The organism is Pseudomonas sp. NFPP25, from assembly GCF_900116505.1.
Lineage (GTDB): Bacteria > Pseudomonadota > Gammaproteobacteria > Pseudomonadales > Pseudomonadaceae > Aquipseudomonas > Aquipseudomonas protegens.
Genome location: NZ_FPBG01000003.1, coordinates 796,551 through 815,516 on the forward strand (window position 1 = coordinate 796,551; position 18,966 = coordinate 815,516).

The 18,966-nt window shown below is 63.9% G+C and carries 11 protein-coding genes; 9 read left to right on the top strand and 2 right to left on the bottom strand.

Translation table 11 applies throughout. From position 1 onward, the window contains the following. Positions 1-152 precede the first annotated feature (152 nt). The 6 genes from BM382_RS15755 to BM382_RS15780 all read left to right on the top strand — a co-directional run bounded on the left by BM382_RS15755 (position 153) and on the right by BM382_RS15780 (position 12,725). Positions 153-2,735: a fimbria/pilus outer membrane usher protein gene (locus BM382_RS15755; protein WP_019095804.1), complete on the top strand. Its 2,583-nt coding sequence runs from the start codon at positions 153-155 to the stop codon at positions 2,733-2,735. Continuing rightward, positions 2,735-3,493, top strand: coding sequence for a fimbria/pilus periplasmic chaperone (locus tag BM382_RS15760; RefSeq protein ID WP_011059803.1), 759 nt, complete (start codon positions 2,735-2,737; stop codon positions 3,491-3,493). Before BM382_RS15755 ends, BM382_RS15760 begins: the two co-directional genes overlap by 1 nt. Then, entirely contained in the window at positions 3,468-5,219 is a 1,752-nt protein-coding gene (locus BM382_RS15765) for a ShlB/FhaC/HecB family hemolysin secretion/activation protein (protein WP_072443266.1), read from the top strand. Before BM382_RS15760 ends, BM382_RS15765 begins: the two co-directional genes overlap by 26 nt. A gap of 75 nt (positions 5,220-5,294) precedes the next feature. Then, complete coding sequence (locus BM382_RS15770; RefSeq protein WP_011059805.1) at positions 5,295-8,330, top strand: two-partner secretion domain-containing protein; 3,036 nt, start codon at positions 5,295-5,297, stop codon at positions 8,328-8,330. Between the two features lie 220 nt (positions 8,331-8,550). Then, a complete protein-coding gene (locus BM382_RS15775; protein ID WP_011059806.1) occupies positions 8,551-9,693 on the top strand; it encodes a fimbrial protein in 1,143 nt (380 codons plus the stop codon). Positions 9,694-9,836: 143 nt separating this feature from the next. Beyond that, positions 9,837-12,725 (top strand): two-partner secretion domain-containing protein, encoded by a 2,889-nt coding sequence (locus BM382_RS15780; RefSeq protein ID WP_072443268.1) that lies wholly within the window; start codon positions 9,837-9,839, stop codon positions 12,723-12,725. Between the two features lie 409 nt (positions 12,726-13,134). On the opposite strand, the gene BM382_RS15785 is transcribed toward BM382_RS15780, so the two are convergent. Both BM382_RS15785 and BM382_RS15790 read right to left on the bottom strand, forming a co-directional pair. Further along, the gene (locus BM382_RS15785; protein ID WP_015634531.1) at positions 13,135-13,923 is read right to left on the bottom strand and encodes an IclR family transcriptional regulator; all 789 of its coding nucleotides are present in this window, start codon (positions 13,921-13,923) and stop codon (positions 13,135-13,137) included. A 158-nt stretch (positions 13,924-14,081) separates the two neighbouring features. Beyond that, on the bottom strand, positions 14,082-14,531 hold the full coding sequence (locus BM382_RS15790) for a PaaI family thioesterase (RefSeq protein ID WP_019093300.1): 450 nt from the start codon (positions 14,529-14,531) through the stop codon (positions 14,082-14,084). Positions 14,532-14,853: 322 nt separating this feature from the next. Between BM382_RS15790 and BM382_RS15795 the strand changes: the two genes are divergently transcribed. Genes BM382_RS15795 through BM382_RS15805 form a run of 3 tightly spaced genes read left to right on the top strand, consistent with a single transcriptional unit; the run spans position 14,854 to position 18,961 of the window. Further along, complete coding sequence (locus tag BM382_RS15795; RefSeq protein WP_011059810.1) at positions 14,854-16,557, top strand: long-chain fatty acid--CoA ligase; 1,704 nt, start codon at positions 14,854-14,856, stop codon at positions 16,555-16,557. Between the two features lie 48 nt (positions 16,558-16,605). Next, on the top strand, positions 16,606-17,961 hold the full coding sequence (locus tag BM382_RS15800) for an MFS transporter (protein ID WP_011059811.1): 1,356 nt from the start codon (positions 16,606-16,608) through the stop codon (positions 17,959-17,961). A 31-nt stretch (positions 17,962-17,992) separates the two neighbouring features. Beyond that, complete coding sequence (locus BM382_RS15805) at positions 17,993-18,961, top strand: NAD(P)H-dependent flavin oxidoreductase (protein WP_011059812.1); 969 nt, start codon at positions 17,993-17,995, stop codon at positions 18,959-18,961. Positions 18,962-18,966: the final 5 nt, after the last annotated feature.

Here is an 18,966-nt window from a genome sequence, read left to right on the forward strand (position 1 = left end):
GGCTTTTCAGTGGCTTGGTTTTCTTGAGGGGCAGGGATCTCGTTATGTCGCGTATTCCGTGCCATCGGCATTTGCGTGCGAGCTGTTCTGGGCCTTCATCCGGCCGCAGACGGGTTCCGGCGACGCAGTCACTGTGTCTGGCGGCGGTGCTGATGAGCAATTCCATGGTGCTGGTGGCCGACCAGGACGGCATCGCGCCGGCGACGGCAGAGGCTGCGGATACGGGCTCCAGCCAGGATGTGTTGTTCGACAGCCAGATGCTATTTCAAGGTAAGGGCACTCCCATCGATACCTCGCGCTTTCAACAATTGGGCTATGTCGCGCCCGGCACATACTTGCTTGATGTGCTGGTGAGCAGTCAGTGGCGGGCGTTGCAGGAAATCCAGTTCCGCGCCAGCGATGACCCCCAGGGCAGCCAGCCGTGCTACGACCGTTCGTTGTTGCAGCAGTTGGGTATCGACTTGAAAAAGACCGATGCGAGCCTGGGCACCCATTCCTCTCACCCTCTCATGGGCGATGGGCTGTTTTGCGGCGACCTGGGCAGCTACATCCCTGGCGCGACCACCCGCGTCAAAATTGCGGAACAGAAGATCGAGTTGTCGGTGCCGCAGCTTTTCCTGCAGCAGAACCTGTCGAAAACCTATGTCGATCCGGCGAGCTGGGATTACGGCGTGTCCGCGGCCACGCTCAACTACAACACCAGCCTGTTCAGTTCCCAGAGCAATGGGCGAAGCCAGACCGATGGCTATGCCGGGCTCAACCTGGGGCTCAACCTGGGTGACTGGCGTCTGCGTCACAGCGGTACCGCCACCTGGTCGCCGGAGGTGGGCGGCCATTATCAGCGCGGTTACATCTATGCCCAGACCGACCTGCCGGCCTGGCACTCGCAGTTGCTGGTGGGAGAGAGCGTGACCGAAGCCGATCTGTTCGACTCGGTATCGTTTCGCGGTGTCCGGCTGGCCAGCGACCCGCGCATGTTGCCCGAGAGCCAGCGCTACTACGCACCGCAGATCCGCGGCACGGCCAGCACCAATGCCAAGGTCTCGGTCTATCAGCGCGGCTACATGATCTATGAAACCTCCGTTGCACCGGGGCCGTTCGAGATTTCCGATCTGCAAGCGGCAAGCTTTGGTGGTGATCTGGACGTGACGGTCACCGAGGCCAACGGCCAGACCAGCCGCTTTACCGTACCTTTTGCCACCACCGTGCAAACCCTGCGCCCCGGCACCTCACGCTACAGCCTGACGGCGGGCAAGGTGGCGAACCCCGGGCTCGGTGGCAGCGAGCAATATGTGGCCCAGGGCACCCTGCACTACGGCCTGGATAACCAATTGACCGGTTATGCCGGCACGGCACTCACCGGCAGCTACATGTCGGCGTTGATCGGCAGCGCACTGAATACTTCCCTCGGGGCTTTTGGCCTGGACCTGACCCAGGCCCGAACCGAGCTGCCCCGGGGCGGCAGCATGCAGGGCCAAAGCGTGCGCCTGTCCTACAGCAAGAACCTGCCCAACAGCGGGACCAACTTCTCATTGCTGGCCTACCGCTATTCCACCAGCGGTTACCTGGGCCTGCATGACGCCATCAGCCTGCAGGACCACGTCAACCAGGGCGAGAGCGTCGACTCGTTCGCCCGGGTCCGTGACCGCCTGGATATCAACATCAACCAGCAACTGGGCGACGGCGCAGGGCAGCTCTATGCCACGGGCTCCAGCCTCCAGTACTGGAATCGCCAGGGCCAGACCCTGAACTTCGCCATGGGCTACAGCAACCAGTGGCGCGGTAACAGCTACTCCTTCATGGCTCAGCGCATGCGTGCTTCCAGCAGTGGTTCGCGGGCAGGCGCGGGGGCGGACAACACGTTTTTCAGCTTCAGCCTGTCGATTCCCCTGGGGCGGGAAGGGCGCCGGGGTACCACGATCAACAGCTACGCCAGCCATGACAAGCGTTCTGGCGCGCACTACACCAGCGGCATTTCCGGCGTACTGGACAAGGATGGCGACGCCACCTATGCGTTGTCCGCCGCCCATGACCAGCGCCAGGGCGAAACCTCGACCAACGCCAGCCTCAACTATTTCCTGCCCGAGGTTTCCCTGAGTTCGAGCTTTTCCCAGGGCCGCGACTATCGCCAGCAGTCTCTGGGGGCTTCCGGGGGCATGGTGCTGCATTCGGGTGGCTTGACCTTCGCCCAGACCCTGAGTGAAACCACGGGCCTGGTGCATGCTCCCGATGCCAAGGGCGCCCGGGTCGGCTATGCCGATACGCGGGTGGATGGAAGCGGCTATGCCGTGGTCTCCAGCCTGAGCCCCTATCAATTGAACACCGTGGACATCGACCCCACTGGCGTTGCCGACGACGTCGAGCTGCTGCTCAGCTCGCGCCATGTGGCGCCGGTGGCGGGGGCGGTGGTGATGCTTTCGTACCCGACCCGCAGGGCGCGTGCGGTGCTGATCGACAGCCAGCAGCCCGATGGCCAGCAGTTGCCGTTTGCTGCCGTGGCCGTCGATGCCCAGGACGGTGCCGAGCTGGGGGCGGTGGGCCAGGGCAGCCGCCTGGTGCTGCGTACCGAGCAGGACCAGGGCACGATTCGCGTGGAATGGGGCCAGGAGCCGGATCAGCAGTGCCTGATCGACTACCAGTTGCCGCCCCGCGATACGGCCTCCGCCACGGGCTATGTGGTGCTTCAGCGCCCCTGCCGGGCGATGCCGGCAGGTTCCGTAGAGGAGCGGCCTTGATGGGCCATCAAGGCGGATATCGCCGTCTTTGCTCCCTGCGTGGTTGCCGGTGGCTGCTGGGGCTGCTGGCCTTGTCCAGCGGCTGGGCCCAGGCCGACCTGTCGATTGTCGGCACACGGTTCATCTATCCCGCCGACAAGCCGGCCATCAGCATCCGGGTCGGCAATAGCGGCCGTGCGCCGATCCTGTTGCAGGCCTGGCTGGACAAGGGCGACGCCGAGGTCGACCCCAGCGCCCTGGTGGTGCCGTTCGTGCTGTCGCCACCCATCTCCCGGCTCGAGCCAAGGCAGAACGCAGCCCTGGTCCTGCGCTACAGCGGCGAGCCATTGCCCGGCGATCGGGAGTCGGTGTTCTGGATCAACTTTCTCGAAGTACCGCCCCTGGCGGCCGCGAAGGACGACTTGCTGCGGCTGGCATCGCGCATGCGCATGAAGCTGCTGTACCGCCCCCAGGGCTTGTCCGGCAAGGCTGACGAAGCGGTCCGCCAGTTGCGCTGGAGCCTTGTGGCGCCGGGGCAGGCTGGCGCTGCGCTGCTGGCCGGCAACCCGACCCCGTACTACGTGTCCTTCGCTGAGGTGGCGCTGGGCAGCGGCAATCGATCAATCACATTGCAGGGGATCACCGTGGAGCCCTTCGGCTCGACGCGGATCGCCCTGCCCGATATGCAGGGAATTACCCCGGATCAGGCGGTGGTTCATTACCAAGTGGCAACTGACAGCGGGGAGACGCTGAGTGGAAGTGCGCGGATACAAGACTGAAGTTGCCTTGGGCAAGTCATCGAACAGCCTGCTTGCGGGGGGCCTTGAACGGCGCTGGCAGCGATTGTCCGGGGGCTGCCTGGGCTTGCTGCTGATGTTGCCCGCAGTGGCGGCTGCCGCGGTGTATGTGCCCAACGCCGGGCAGGCGATGCGCGACATCCAGGCCACGCAACCGGCCTTGCCGGAGCAGCCGGCACCGGAGCTGGACCTGCCGGCGAAGCCGCCGAGCGCCCCTGCCCAGGCTCCGGACACCTCCGGCATCCGCTTGCAGGTCAACGACTTCGTGATCGTCGGCAACCAGGTGTTCAGCAACGAGACGCTGCAAGCCCTGCTGGCGGACCTCAAGGGCCAGGAGCTGGACCTGAACCAGCTGCGCGCGGCCGCCGAGCGCCTGACGACCTATTACCAGAACCAGGGCTACATGCTGGCCCGGGCCTTCCTGCCGGCCCAGGACATCGAGGACGGCGTGGTGCGTATCGAGGTCATGGAAGGTCGCTACGGTCGTATTCAAGTGAACAACCAGTCCCGGGCCCTGAATTCGGTGATCACAGGCCCGCTGTCGTCACTGCACAGCGATACCGCGGTCCGCAGTGAAGATCTTGAACGCAGCCTGCTGCTGTTGAGCGACCTTCCCGGGGTCCGGGTCAAGGGCACTCTCAGTGCCGGCGAGCAGCGCGGCACCACCGACCTGCTGGTCAATGCGCAGCCCGGGCCCTGGGCCAGCGGCACCCTGGAAGCCGACAACTTCGGCGGCTACTACACCGGCGAATACCGCCTCGGGGGCAGCCTCAACCTCAACAACCCCTTGCGCCTGGGCGATCAGTTCAACCTGCGCCTGCTCGGCAGCGATGAGGACCAGCGTTACTACCGCGCCGCCTACAAGCTTCCCCTGGGCCCCTGGTCCACCAGTGTGGGCGTGGCCTATTCGCGGATGAACTACGAGTTGAGCCGGGACTTCGAGGTGCTGGAGGCCCACGGCCAGGCGAGCATCGGCAGTGTCTTCATCACTCAGCCGCTGATCCGCAGCCGCACCTTCGATCTCAGCGCCCAGTTGCAGTACGAGGACAAGCGCCTGCGCGACGACATCGACCTGTTCGAAGTCAGCAGCCAGAAGCATGTGGAACTGTGGAGCCTGAGCCTCAACGGCAACTCCCAGGACAGCCTGCTCGGCGGCGGGCAGAACTTCTTCTACCTCACCTACGGCAGTGGCCGGTTGAGCATCGACGACCCGATGGACCAGTGGCGCGACCATTTCACGGCCGGCACCAACGGTGGCTTTCAGAAGCTCAACCTCAATGCCGCGCGCCTGCAGTACCTGAGCCCGCGCTTTCAGCTCTATGGCCAGTTCAACGGCCAATGGTCCTCGACCAACCTGGACAGCTCGGAAAAATTCGGCATCGGCGGCCCCTTCGATGTGCGCGCCTATCCCCAGGGGACCAGCAGTGGCGACCAGGGCTGGCAGACCAGCCTGGAACTGCGCTTTCTCCTGGCCCCGCGCTGGCAGCTCAAGGCGTTTGTCGATCACGGCGCGGTGCAGGTCAACAAGAGCCCCTGGATCCACGACGAGAACCGCCGCCAGTTGTCGGGCGCCGGTGTGGGTGCCAGTTGGAGCGGTCCTTCGCAACAGATCAGCGTGACCAGTGCCTGGGCCCTGGACAACAACCAGGAAGGCAGCGGGCCCGAGCGCACGCCGCGGATCTGGGCCAGCGCGACACAGTATTTCTGAAGGCCGGCGTGTGCTTCGGAGGTGGTGCCGTCCTGCATAGGTTGCAGGGCGTTAATAAGTAGATAAGGAGTCAACGTGAATAAGGTTTATGCATTGGTGTGGAATCAGGCCCAGGGCTGCTGGAGTGTGACCGACGAGGGCGCACGCCGTCGTCGCCGCTCCGGAACACGCAAGGGCCTGGTGGTGATGGTGGCCGGGCTGCTGGGCATTGGTGTTCTGCCTGTGGCCTTCGCGTTGCCGACGGGAGGCACGGTGGTCTCCGGCACGGCGGACATCCTGACGTTCGACAATGGCAAGCAGATGTCGATCAACCAGCACACTGACAAGCTGATCACCAACTGGAACGACTTCAGCGTGAACCGTGGCCAGACGGTGACCTTCAGCCAGCCGACCAAGACCTCGGTGGCCCTGAACCGGGTGATTGGCGTCAATGGCAGTAACATCCAGGGGCAGATCAATGCCAACGGCCAGGTGTTCCTGATCAACCCCAACGGGGTGGTATTCGGCAACAACGCCCAGGTCAACGTCGGTGGCCTGGTGGCCTCGACCCAGAACATCACCGATGCCAACTTCACCGCCGGCAACTACAAATTCGCCGGGACCTCGCAGGCTGAAGTCGTCAACAACGGCATGATTACCGCCACCGATGGCGGCGGCGTGGCGCTGATCGGCAAGACTGTGCGCAACGAAGGTGACATCAAGGCGCAGAAGGGCAGCGTGGCCCTGGGTGGCGGCAACGAGTTCACCGTCAGCTTCGACAGCAACAACCTGCTGGACCTGAAAGTCGATGCCGCGGCGATCGATGCGCTGGTCAGCAACGGCGGGCTGCTCAAGGCCGACGGCGGGCAGGTATTGATGACCGCCAAGAGCGCAGGCTCGATGCTGCAGACCGTGGTCAACAACCAGGGCGCCATCGAAGCCAACACCCTGTCGCGCAAGGCCGGCAAGATCACCCTGGACGGCGGTGACGTCGGCGTGGTCAACGTCGGCGGCTCGCTGAGCGCCAACGCACTGACTGCCATCGGCGATGGCGGCGTGGTGGAAACCAAGGGCGCCACCACCAAGGTGCAACTGGCCGCCCGGGTCAACACCCTGGCCAACAATGGCCGGGCCGGGACCTGGAAGATCAGCTCTTCGGACGTCACGGTCAATCCGACCTCCACGCCCGGTGAAACCACGGTGTATGCCGATACCCTGTCGCACAACCTGGCTACCACCAACATCGAGTTGAACAGCAAGGCCGGCAACGTGTCGATCGATGGTGATATCGCCTGGGCCAGCGGCAATCAATTGAGCGTGGCCTCGGCCCAGGACATCAGCCTCAACAAGAACCTCAAGAGCAGCGGTGCGGGCGCCCGTATCGAACTCAATGCCAATCGGGACATCAAGATCAATGGTGCAGTAGCGCTGACCGGGGTCAACAGCAGCCTGGGCCTGGACTACGGCAACAGCTACGCCCTGGGGCCGAAGGGCCAGGTCACCCTGTCCGGCAGTGGCGCCTGGTTCGACGCCAATGGCGACCTGTACAAGGTGATCCAGAACGCCGCGCAATTGCAGGCGATCGGTACCAGCCTCGACGGCCTGTATGTGCTGGGCAACGACATCAAGGGCACCGGCAGCATCAAGTCCATTGGTGGCAGCCGAGAGTTCAACGGGGTCTTCGACGGCCTGGGCAATACCATCAGTGGTTTCACGGTCAATACCGACGGCCCTTACGGCGGTCTGTTCGGCCGCTCGTCCGGCACCATCAGCAACCTCAAGCTGGCGTCGATGAACATCTACGGTGCCACCTCCAACGCAGGCTTCGGCAAAATCGGTGGTCTGGTCGGCGTAAACACCGGCCGCATCGAAAACGTCAGTGGCACCAACCTCAACGTCTTCGCCAACAGCAACCAGAACAACATTGTCGGCGGCCTGGTCGGTGTCAACGCCGGCGGCACCATCGATCGTGGCTCGATGGCCGGTACGGTGACCGGTAATGCCAACACCTCCGCCGTCGGTGGGCTGGCGGGGGAAAACAACGTCGCTTCGACTGGCCTCGGCACCATTACCAACAGCACCACCGACGTGCGGGTGCTGGGCACCATGCAGGTCACCACCAATGGCGGCATGGGCGGCCTGGTAGGCGTCAACAAGGGCGGCCTGATTAGCGACTCTTCGAGTGCTGGCACCGTCGGTACCGGGTTCAACCGTTACGTCCAGGACCCGAACCTGGGTGGCCTGGTGGGTTACAACCAGGGTGGCAGGATCGAACGCGCCAGCTCCTCGGTCGGCGTCTGGGGGTACACCGCCAGCCGTATCGGCGGCCTGGTGGGCTTCAACAACAACGGCGCTATCGTCGACTCCAGCGCCAGTGGCGCGGTGGTCGGTGCGGGCTCCGTGGCTGCCGGTGGCCTGGTGGGCTGGAACCAGAACAGCGAGCTCAATAACGTCAAGGCCACAGGCAAGGTCAGCGATTCGACCGGTGCCAACGTCGGCGGGCTGGTGGGCAAGAACGACAACAGTCGGATTCACACGGCTGAAGTGACAGGTGATGTGGTCGGCGGAGCCAGCGGCAACATCGGTGGCCTGATCGGGCACAACTTTGGTGGCAACACCGAATATGTCGTGGCCCGTGGCAAGGTCAGCGGCGGCAACCTCAGCTACGTCGGCGGCCTGGTGGGCTACAACGACGGTGACCTGAGTTCGGCCGAGGCCAGCGGTGACGTCAGCGGCGGCGCCAACAGCTTTGTCGGCGGGCTGGTGGGGACCAACGGCGACTTTGTCGATCACCGGATCAACAGTGCCTCGGCCAAAGGCAATGTGGTGGGCGGTAGCCAGAGTTCGGTGGGTGGCCTGGTCGGCCAGAACAATTCGTTCATCACCAACTCCCTGGCCAATGGTCAGGTGAGCGGCGGCACCTATGCCCGCCTGGGTGGCCTGGTCGGCTTGAACATGGGCGATCTGCGCAACTCCGTGGCCTACGGCAACGTCAAGTTCGTGTCGAACTACGCCCAGACCTACGGCGGCCTGGTCGGGGTCAACTACGGCGACATGCGCTACAACACGGCGCTGGGCCTGGCGACTCAGGTACCCGCGGTCGGCCTGAACCAGGGCGACATTCGCAACTGATGATCCACAACCACTGATCCGAGGAATGGCAGTTGCCCCCGGTGCGCCTGGCGCACCGGGTTCCGGCTGCTGGCGGGTACCTGCTTGTCTCGTTCCTTGATGATCTTTTTTAAGGGTGGCCGCGAGCAGCCGGCCACTGTTGGGTAATCCATCTCGTTTGTGCAGAACGCTGCCCTTGTCATGGGCGGTATCACCAAGGCGCAGACAGGGAGAAAGACAGATGATTCGCCAATGGCTGAGGCTTGTAGCCGATTGCAGACCGCTGCCCCTGTGGGTTCATGGCGTCATGCTCGCAGGGGTGCTTTGCGGCTGGGGCGGCGCAGAGGCGCAAGCGGCCTCGTTGAACGGTTATGCCAGGGACTGCAACCTCAGCAGCAAGGCCGGTTCTCCCTGGAGGCTGGTCAACCCGTTGAACACCAATACCCCGGTGGGAACCGTGTTGTGGGAGCGTACGGTGACCTTGCATACCAGTTTCAACCTGGCGATCTCCGGGAAACCGCGGGAGCTGGTGACCGCCGGACATTGGAGCCCCGGTACGCCGCAGACCGATGACGCCGCGCCTACCGATGTCGCCGGCATTGGCCTGCGACTGGACGTAGTTCCGCAAGGGCGGGAGAGAATACGGGTGACCCAGGTCACTTCTCCCATTGTCCTGGAAAAAAATGATGACCTGATCTACGAGAGCGGTTTACCCGCTCAGACCATGGTCACCCAGATTATTCAATCGCTGATCCTGACCGTACCGCCGGATCAGTTGCCCACGGGCACTCTCAAAGTGACCCAGGTAACAGGCTCGTCCTACCTGCAGTTGTATGCGTACGACCTGGAAAAAAACGAATCAACCCTGGGATCCCAATTGGGCAAGCTCAGCCCGCCGCTGACCTACAGCTGCCGCAAGAGCCTGGTCATGGGCGGCCTGGACTTCAACATGGACATCGAGCTGCCCAAGACCTGTGTGGTGGAAGCCTACAAGGAGATCGGCGTGCGCCTGGGGCGCTTCTCCCTGGCGGACTTTCCCCAGGTCAATGCCACCTCGCCCGAGGTTCCCTTCAGCATCGGGTTGAGCCGCTGTTCGATGCAGGCCCGGCCTCGCATCAGCTTTATCGACAAGTCAGGGGGCTCTGCGGTCAAGGGCGTGCTGGGCCTGATCGATTCCACCACCCGCGGGTTCGGCATTGTCATGACCAATGGGCTGACCTCGGAGCGCATCGAGTACAGCGGCCAGAGCTACGAGATGCAGCGCATCGGCGATGGCGCAAGCATTCCCCTGCGAGCCAGCTACATCCGCATCGGCAATGACCAGGAGGTTCACGCCGGAGGGGCTGCCAACGGGGCTGCAGAGTTCACTTTTACCTTCCCATGATCGCGACCGCTCATTGAGCCGGGCCGTCCGTGGGCAAGTTCTACCCAACACCGTCGTCCAGTTTGAAGGCCTAGCGCGCACTTCAGCGGCAGTGCCGTGCTGCAAAGGTTTGCAGTACGTAGATAAATCGATATGGAGTTTTCATGAACAAGATCTATGCATTGGTATGGAACCAGGCCCAGGGCTGCTGGAACGTCACTCACGAAGGCGCCCGGCGTCGGCGTGCCGGCTCCGGCAAGGGCCTGGTGGTGGCAGTTGCCAGTCTGTTGGCATTGACCGGGTTGCCTTCGGCGTTTGCCTTGCCCACGGGAGGGGAGGTGGTGTCCGGCAGTGCCGATTTCCATACCCAGGGCCAGCACATGTCCATCAATCAGCAGACGGACAAGCTGGTCACTCAGTGGAAGGATTTCAACGTGCAGAACGGTCAGTCGGTGACCTTCAACCAGCCCACCAGCACTTCGATCGCCCTGAACCGGGTCGTGGGTGTCAATGGCAGCCAGATTCACGGGCAGATCAATGCCAATGGCCGGGTGTTCCTGATCAACCCCAACGGCGTGGTGTTCGGCCAGGGCGCTCAGGTGAATGTCGGTGGTCTGGTGGCTTCGACCCGGGATATCAGCGATGCCGATTTCAAGGCCGGCAACTACAAGTTCGCCGGCACCTCGGCAGCCGAGGTGGTCAACCAGGGCTCCATCACTGCCGCTGACGGCGGTGGCGTGGCGCTGCTCGGGGCCAGGGTGACCAACCAGGGCACCATCAAGGCGCAGAACGGCCGTGTGGCGTTGGCCGCAGGCGATGGCTTCACCGTCAGCTTCGATGACAACCAACTGCTGGACCTGCATGTCGACAGCGCAGCGCTCGACGCGCTGGTGCACAACACCGGCACCGGCCTGCTCAAGGCCGATGGCGGGCAGGTGCTGATGACCGCCAAGAGCGCGGGCTCCGTGCTGCAGACGGTGGTCAACAACCAGGGCACCGTCGAAGCCAACACCCTGTCGCAGAAGGCCGGGCGCATTACCCTGGATGGCGGCGACGTGGGCGTGGTCAGCGTTGATGGCTCGCTGCGCGCCAGTGCGCTGGACGGCAAGGGCGATGGCGGGGTGATCGAGACCCGGGGCGCCAACACTCGGGTGCAACTGACGACCAAGGTCGACACCCAGGCCAGGGATGGCCAGACGGGCACCTGGAAGATCGCCAGCAACGAAGTCAAGGTGGGCTCCTTCCTCACCGCCAAGAGCAACACTGCCCATGCCGACACCTTGTCGCGCAACCTGGCAACCACTCATATCGAACTGGCCAGTGGCAAGGGCGACGTGGCGGTGGAAAACGGGCTCTTCTGGTTCAGTGGCAACCAGTTGACCCTCTCTTCGGCCAAGGACATCCGCCTGGATGACAGCCTGTTTGCCGGTGGCGCCAATGCCCGGGTGGAACTCAACGCCCAGGGGGACATCAAGCTCAATCGTCAGCTGACGCTGAGCGGCAGCAACAGCAGCCTCGGGCTGAACCATGGCGGCAACTTTGCGCTGGGCCAGAATGGCGGCGTCACCCTGTCCGGCAACGGCGCCCGCTTCGATGCCAACGGCGAAGCTTACAGCGTGATTCAAAACGCCACGCAGTTGCAGGCGATCGACCAGGATCTGGCGGGCCGCTACGTGCTGGGCAACTCCATCGACAGCAGTGCACGCCTGACCTCCATCGGTGGGCAGCAAACCTTCAGCGGCGTCTTCGAGGGCCTGGGTAACACCCTCAGCGGTTTGACGGTCAACAGCAACGGCACCGACGGCGGGCTGTTCGCCAGTTCGTCCGGCAGCATCGGCAACCTCAAGCTGGCCTCGATGACCATCAACGGCGCCACGTCCACCACCGGTAGCAGTGCCGTCGGTGGCCTGGTGGGGCGCAACAGCGGGAAAATCGCCAACGTCAGTGCCAGCAAACTGCGGGTGAATGCCAAGGGCCGGCAGGACAACCTGGTCGGCGGCCTGGTGGGCAGCAACGCCGGTGGCTCCATCGATACTGCCTCAGTCACCGGTGTGGTGCTTGGCAACACCTTAACTTCGGCAGCCGGTGGCCTGGTGGGCCTGAACACGGGCTCAGTGATCCAGAGCAGCGCCGGTGTCGATGTCAGGGGCACCATGAACAGCCATGCTCTGGTGGGTATAGGCGGGTTGGTGGGTATCAACCAGAGCGGCTCGATCACTGACTCTTCAAGTTCGGGAGAGATTGGGTTGGGTGGCAGTCGTGACTACGCCTACCGGAACCTGGGTGGCCTGGTGGGTATCAACCAGGACGGCACCATAGTGGGCTCCCACGCCTCGGGCATGGTATTTGGGGGCGCTGGCAACAACGTGGGGGGGTTGGTTGGTTTCAACAACTCCAGCCGGATCACTGACTCGTCAGCCAGCGGATTGGTGATTGGTCTAGTGCTGAACACCTCTGGGGGGCTGGTGGGGCTCAATCAGAACAGCGTTCTGCACAACGTCAAGGCCAGCGGTGAGAACTATGGACAAAAGAGCTTTAACGTCGGCGGCCTGGTCGGCAAGAACGTGGACAGTGAAATCAGCGGTGCCGAAGCCTCGGGCATGTTAGCTGCCGTGGATTCCACCCATGTTGGCGGACTCATTGGGCACAACACTGGCGGTATTACCCAATACGCCGAGGCACAAGGCGATGTATACGGCGGCTCCAACAGCCATGTTGGCGGTCTGGTCGGCTACAACGCGGGTGATCTGCGCTCGGTCTCGGCCAGCGGAAGCGTCCGGGGCGAGTGTAACAGTGCTGTCGGCGGTCTGGTGGGTACTCATGCCAGTGGTCTCATCGATACTGCATCGGCCAAAGGGAGCGTCTATGGCGGCGTGCGTAGCAAGGTGGGTGGCCTGGTTGGAGAAAACCAATCCCGGGTCGTCAACTCCATCACCAGCAGCCACGTAAGTGGTGGTAGCTATGCGGTCCTTGGTGGTTTGGCGGGGGTCGACGGGGGAGAAATACGTCTGTCTTCCTCCTACGGCAACATCAAGAGCGTGGCGGGCAACTGATTAGGAGTCCCCGCTAGTACCGAGTATGTGCAGGTTCCAGGAGCGTCAGACCCATCCCCGACTTCCCTGGCATCTGCAGCTTCAACGCTGTTATCGACCAACAGGCCCCGCCCTGTTCAAGGAATAACGCCGCTTTCTCTGTACGAGAAAGCGGCGTGGCGTTCTTTATCCTGTTCTCTTTTCTGGCGGCTGGCGGCAGTCAGCCGTTGCTGCTGACGGCTGATACGAGAGCTTGCAGACTGCGGATACACCTTGCCAACACAGTGTGTACCCGTAACTTCTGCATCGACAGAAGGTCGTGCGTCAGGACGCCGTCGGTTTTCCGGAGCTCAGGGGGGCTCCCTGTCTTGACGCTTTTGATGAAAAAAACCTGCATCCATCGCGGATCAGGGTTTTTTTATGGCCTGCCTCAGACGCCCAGGCTTTCCAGGTCCCGCGCCAGCATCACCAGTTGGTGGGCCAGGGAGCTTTCGAGTTTTTCGCTGGACAGCTGGAAGCTCGGGGCGCCGCAGGTCAGGGCCATGATGCTGCCGTCGGCCAGGCGCAGTGGCACGCCGGCACCGTTGACGTTGCGGTCCCACTCGCCCAGTGACAGGCAGAAGCCGAACTCTTCGTATTCACGGAAGGAGTCTTCCAGGGATTTTTCCAGGGCAGGCCATTCATCCCCGAGTTTTTTCGCCACTTCCCCCAACAGGTGGTCACGCTCGATTTTCGGCGTGGCGGCCAGGTAGGCGCGCCCGGCGGCGCTGGTGGCCAGGGGCAGGCGCAGCCCAGGCTCCATGCGCAGGCTGGCGACTTCCGGCGGGCGGCTGCTGTCGACGTGGATCATCGACAGGCGATCGCGGCAAGTCAGGCTGACGGTGGTGTTGGTGCGGCGCGAGAACTCGTCCATGAACGGCTTGCCCAGCTGGCGCACCCGCAGGCTGGCGGAGTAGGCGTAGCCCAGGGCCAGTACCGCTGAATCCAGCTGGTACTTCTCCAGGTCCTGGTTGTACTTGAGGTAGCCCAGCTGCGTCAGGGTGTAGGTCAGGCGCGACACCGTGGGCTTGGGCAGGCCGGTGATGCGCGCGATGTCCTGGTTGCCGCGTACCGCGTGACCGTGGGTAAAGGCCCGCAGGACCTCCAGGCCTCGGGCCAGGGCTTCGACGAACTTACGGTCTTTGGGCGCTTGTTCCGGGGAGTCGTTCGGGTCTTGCATGGGGTCTTCCGGTAGGGGCTGGTGCCGGGCGCAATGCCGGTTGACCACGCAGCGGATTCGTGGAAACAAAGGAAAAATGTTATCCCGGAACCGCCGCAATTGAAATCTGCGATTCCCTGACGAAACCCGATTCCGTTCCTGACGCCATCACCGGCCAATCAAGGGCACGCCATAACCTCAGTGGCTGCCGCGCGCAGGCGGCCGCGCTTGAACACCCCTTCGGCGCTGGCCAGCAGGCGGTCCTGGGCATCCAGCAGGTCGCAGCTGGCCATGAAGATCTTGGCCCCGCCGCCGCGCAGGCGGGCCACGGCCCGGACCTCGGTGGCCGGTGGGATCGCGGCCATGTAGTTGATGTTCAGGGACAGGGTCAGGGCCAGCCGCCACTGGGCGGGGTCGGCATGCCAGGTGCCGCTCATGCCCATGGCGGTGTCGGCCAGGGAGGCGATGACACCGCCGTGCAGATTGCCGGCCTGGTTGAGGTGATGAGGTTGGACGGTGACCGCGATGACGGTTTGCGCCTGCTGGTATTCCCGCAGGTTCAACCCGAGATGGGCCGCGAATCCGCTGAACAGGCCTTGCAGCATCGAAACTTCGGGTACGGCACTCATGGGCGATGGCTCTTGGGTCAGTCCCGGTCGGGTTTCCTGGAGGGCAGGTGTTCCCCGTGGCCAGGCAGCAGTGATTGTTCTGATTGTGTTTCGCAGGGCAGATAGTTCGTTGAAATGCAGGATGTCAGCGAATATTCTACTGGTCAATATGGAATGTTATTTCGCACAGCGGAATATAAGTGGTTGAAAATCACGCCTCGCATGGGGCAGGATCGATCCGGGGCGGTGGCCCATCAACGTGCGGCCTGGCTGGCCAGCCGGCACCGGATGACGCTGTCCATGGCTGTTCCCTCGATCATTCCCGGGCTTGAAGGAGTCTTCCATGTCCACCGCTCGTACCCAGCGCCCCCATCACCGTGTCTGGCCCAAGCGCCTGCCCCTGGCCTTGTCGGTGCCGGCCACCTCGCTCTGGTTCAACCTGGAGGTGGCGGCCCGGCGTTACCCGGACAAGGTCGCCTACCGGTTTTTCGGCCACACGCTGAGCTTTGCCCAGTTGCAGGCCGAGGCCCTGGCGCTGGCCGGCTGGTTGCAGGGCGAAGGGGTCGAGCCCGGTGACCGGGTGGCGCTGTACCTGCAGAACTGCCCGCAATTCATCATCGCCTGCTACGCCATCCTGCGGGCCAATGCGGTGCTGGTGCCGATCAACCCGATGAACAAGGTGCAAGAGCTGAGCTACCAGCTCGGCGATGCCCAGGCGCGGGTACTGATCTGCGCCGCGGACCTGGCGCCCATCGCCCAGGCGGCGAATGCCAGCCTCGAACCCGAGCAGCGACTGCACCGGGTCTTGGTGACCCGCTACAGCGATGCCATGCCGGCATCGGCGGACATGCACCCGGCGGAGGTCGCCAGCGCCGAGATCGATGCCTGGCTGCGCAGCGAGCCAGCGCTGCCCGAAGGCTACCAGCGCTGGAACCAGGCCCTGGCCCAGGCACGTTGCCCCGGCCCGCACACTGCCCAGGCCGATGACCTGGCGCTGCTGCAATACACCTCGGGCACCACCGGCCATCCCAAGGGCTGCATGCACACCCATCGCAGCCTGATGAGCAACGCGGTCAGCGGTAGCTGGACCCAATCCACCGTGGAGTCGGTGGGCCTTGGGGTCGTGCCGTTCTTCCACATCACCGGCCTGGTGTGCTTTGTCCTGCGGGCGGTGTTCGACGCCACCAGTACGGTGATCATGCCGCGCTGGGATCGGGAACTGGCCGGGCGGCTGATCTCGCGGTACCGGGTGACCCACTGGACCTGCATCCCGACCATGGTCATCGACCTGTTCGCCAGCCCCCATTACCAGGACTTCGAACTGTCGAGCCTGGTGCATATCAACGGTGGCGGGGCGGCGATGCCCGAGGCGGTGGCGCAGCGCCTGCGCCAGGAGTTCGGCCTGACTTTTCTCGAAGGCTACGGCCTCACCGAAACCGCCGCCGCCAGCCATGGCAACCCCCCTGAGCGGGCCAAGCTGCAATGCCTGGGCATGCCGTTCTTTGGCGTCGATTCACGGGTCGTGGACCCGCGCACCCTGGAGGAACTTGCACCCGGCGAGGTGGGGGAAATCATCACCTTTGGCCCGATGCTGTTCAAAGGCTACTGGCGCAACCCTGAAGCTACCGAGGCGGCGTTCGTCGAGTTCGAGGGCAAGCGTTTCCTGCGTACCGGCGATCTGGGGCACATGGATGAGGAGGGCTATTTCTTTCTCACCGACCGCCTCAAGCGAATGATCAACAGCAGCGGCTTCAAGGTCTGGCCGGCGGAAGTGGAGGCGCTGCTGTTCAAGCACCCGGCGGTGCACGAAGCCTGTGTCATCGCCACCCGGGACGCCTACCGCGGGGAAAGCGTCAAGGCCCTGGTGGTGCTGCGCAGCGAGGCCCGGGGCCACACCGCCAGCGAAGAGATCATCGCCTGGGCGCGCGAGCACATGGCCGCCTACAAGGTGCCGCGGGTGCTGGAGTTCGTCGACAGCCTGCCCAAGTCCGGCTCCGGCAAGGTGATGTGGCGCGTGCTCCAGGATCGCGAGGCGACCCATAGCTGAAGAGTGATTTCCCAGGCGGGCCAACCCGCGACTGCGTCGGAGACGACAATGACTACAACAACAATAACGGTCCAGGATCCCCACGCCTCACCCGAGCATGCCCGGCAGCTCGACACGCTGTACGCCAGGATCCGCTGGCGCCTGCTGCCGCTGTTGATGCTGTGCTACATGGTGGCCTTTCTGGACCGGGTGAACATCGGCTACGCCCAGTTGCAGATGAAGCAGACCCTGCCGTTCGGCGATGCGGTGTATGGCCTGGGGGCGGGGATCTTCTTCATCGGCTACTTCATCTTCGAAGTGCCCAGCAACCTGATGCTCAAGCGCAGCGGCGTGCGCAAGACCCTGTTGCGGATCATGTTCTGCTGGGGCCTGGTGGCCGCGGCGATGATGTTCGTCAGCACCCCGATGCAGTTCTACGTTCTGCGTTTTCTTTTGGGGGCCTTCGAGGCCGGGTTCTTCCCCGGGGTGATCCTGTATTTCACCTACTGGTTCCCGGCGCCGCGCCGGGGGCAGGTGATCGCCATCTTCATGACCGCCGCCGCGGTCGCCGGGCTGATTGCCGGGCCGGTCTCGGGCAGCATCCTCAAGTACCTGGATGGCACGGTCGGCCTGCACGGCTGGCAATGGATGTTCATGATCCAGGGGCTGCCGGCCAGTGTCCTGGGGGTGGTGGCTTTTTTCTATCTGCAGGACAGCCCGGCCCGGGCCCGCTGGCTCAGCCCCGGGGAACAGCGCCTGCTGGACGCCGACATGGCCCGGGATCTGGCGAACGCCCGGGACAAATCCCAGGACAGCCTGGCGCAGATGTTTCGCGACCCCAGGATCTACCTGCTGTCCACGGCCTATTTCATGTTCCTGGGCGCCACCTACATGCTGGTGTTCTGGATGCCGAGCCTGATCCAGGGCTGGGGCAGCAAGGACCTGTTGCAGGTCGGGCTGATCACCGCGATCCCCAATATCGTCGGGATCGTCGGCATGGTGCTGATCGGGCAGCACTCCGACAAGCACCGGGAGCGGCGCTGGCACTTCGTCGGCTGCATGGCCATCGCGGTGTTCGGCCTGGCGGTCACCACCTTGCTCAACGGCCACCTGCTGCTGTCGGTTACGGCCCTGGGTTTTGCGTACGTGGGGATCAAGGCCGGCACGCCGATCTTCTTCGCCCTGGTCAGCGAGTACCTGTCGGTGGCGGCCACCGCCGGGGGCATTGCCTTCATCAGCAGCCTGGGCAACCTCGGCCCGGCGGTCACACCCTGGCTCAACGGGGTGATCAACAGCCATACCGGCGGCCATGTGTCGAGCATGTACCTGGGGATTGTCATGTACCTGCTGGCGGGCGGGCTGGTACTGGTGACCGCGCGCATCGCCCGGGTGCCCAAGGTCGCTGCGGTCGTCGCCGAATCATGAACTACCCATTGGATTGCCCAGGAGCCCGAACATGAGCCTGCCGAAGATTTTCACCCAGCATTTGCGCCTGCCAGTGGTGGCCGCGCCGCTGTTCATCATTTCCACTCCCGAGCTGGTGATCGCCCAGTGCAAGGCCGGGATCGTCGGTTCCTTTCCGGCGTTGAACGCACGGCCGGCCGAGCGCCTGGGGGAGTGGATCGAGCAGATCACCCAGGCCCTGGCCGAGCACGACCGGCTGCACCCGCAGCGGCCCGCCGCGCCGTTTGCGGTGAACCAGATCGTCCACCGCTCCAATGACCGGCTGGAGCAGGACATGGCGGTCTGCGTGCAGCACAAGGTGCCGATCATCATCACCTCCCTGGGCGCGCGCCCCGAGATCAACCAGGCGGTGCACAGCTACGGCGGCATCGTGCTGCACGACGTGATCAACAACCGTTTCGCGCGCAAGGCCATCGACAAGGGCGCCGACGGCCTGATTGCCGTGGCGGCCGGCGCCGGAGGGCATGCGGGCACCCAGTCGCCGTTTGCCCTGGTGCAGGAAATCCGCCAATGGTTCGATGGCCCGCTGCTGCTTTCCGGGGCCATTGCCTCGGGGCGTTCGATCCTCGCGGCCCAGGCCCTGGGGGCGGACCTGGCCTACATCGGCTCGGCCTTTATCGCCACCCAGGAGGCCAACGCGGTGACGGGCTACAAGCAGATGATCAGCCAGTCGGCGGCCGAGGATATCGTCTACACCAACCTGATCACCGGGGTGCACGGCAATTACCTGAAGGCCTCGCTGGTGGCTGCGGGGCTGGACCCCGATGACCTGCCCAGCAGCGATCCCTCGCAGATGAACTTCGGCGCAGACAGGCACAAGCCCAAGGCCTGGAAGGAGATTTGGGGCTGCGGCCAGGGGATTGGCGTGGTTGACGGCGTACCGAGCGCCGGAGACTTGGTGGCGCGCCTGGGCAGGGAGTATCAGCAGGCCTGCCAGGAGCTGCGCACCCGATTGCTGTAACGCGC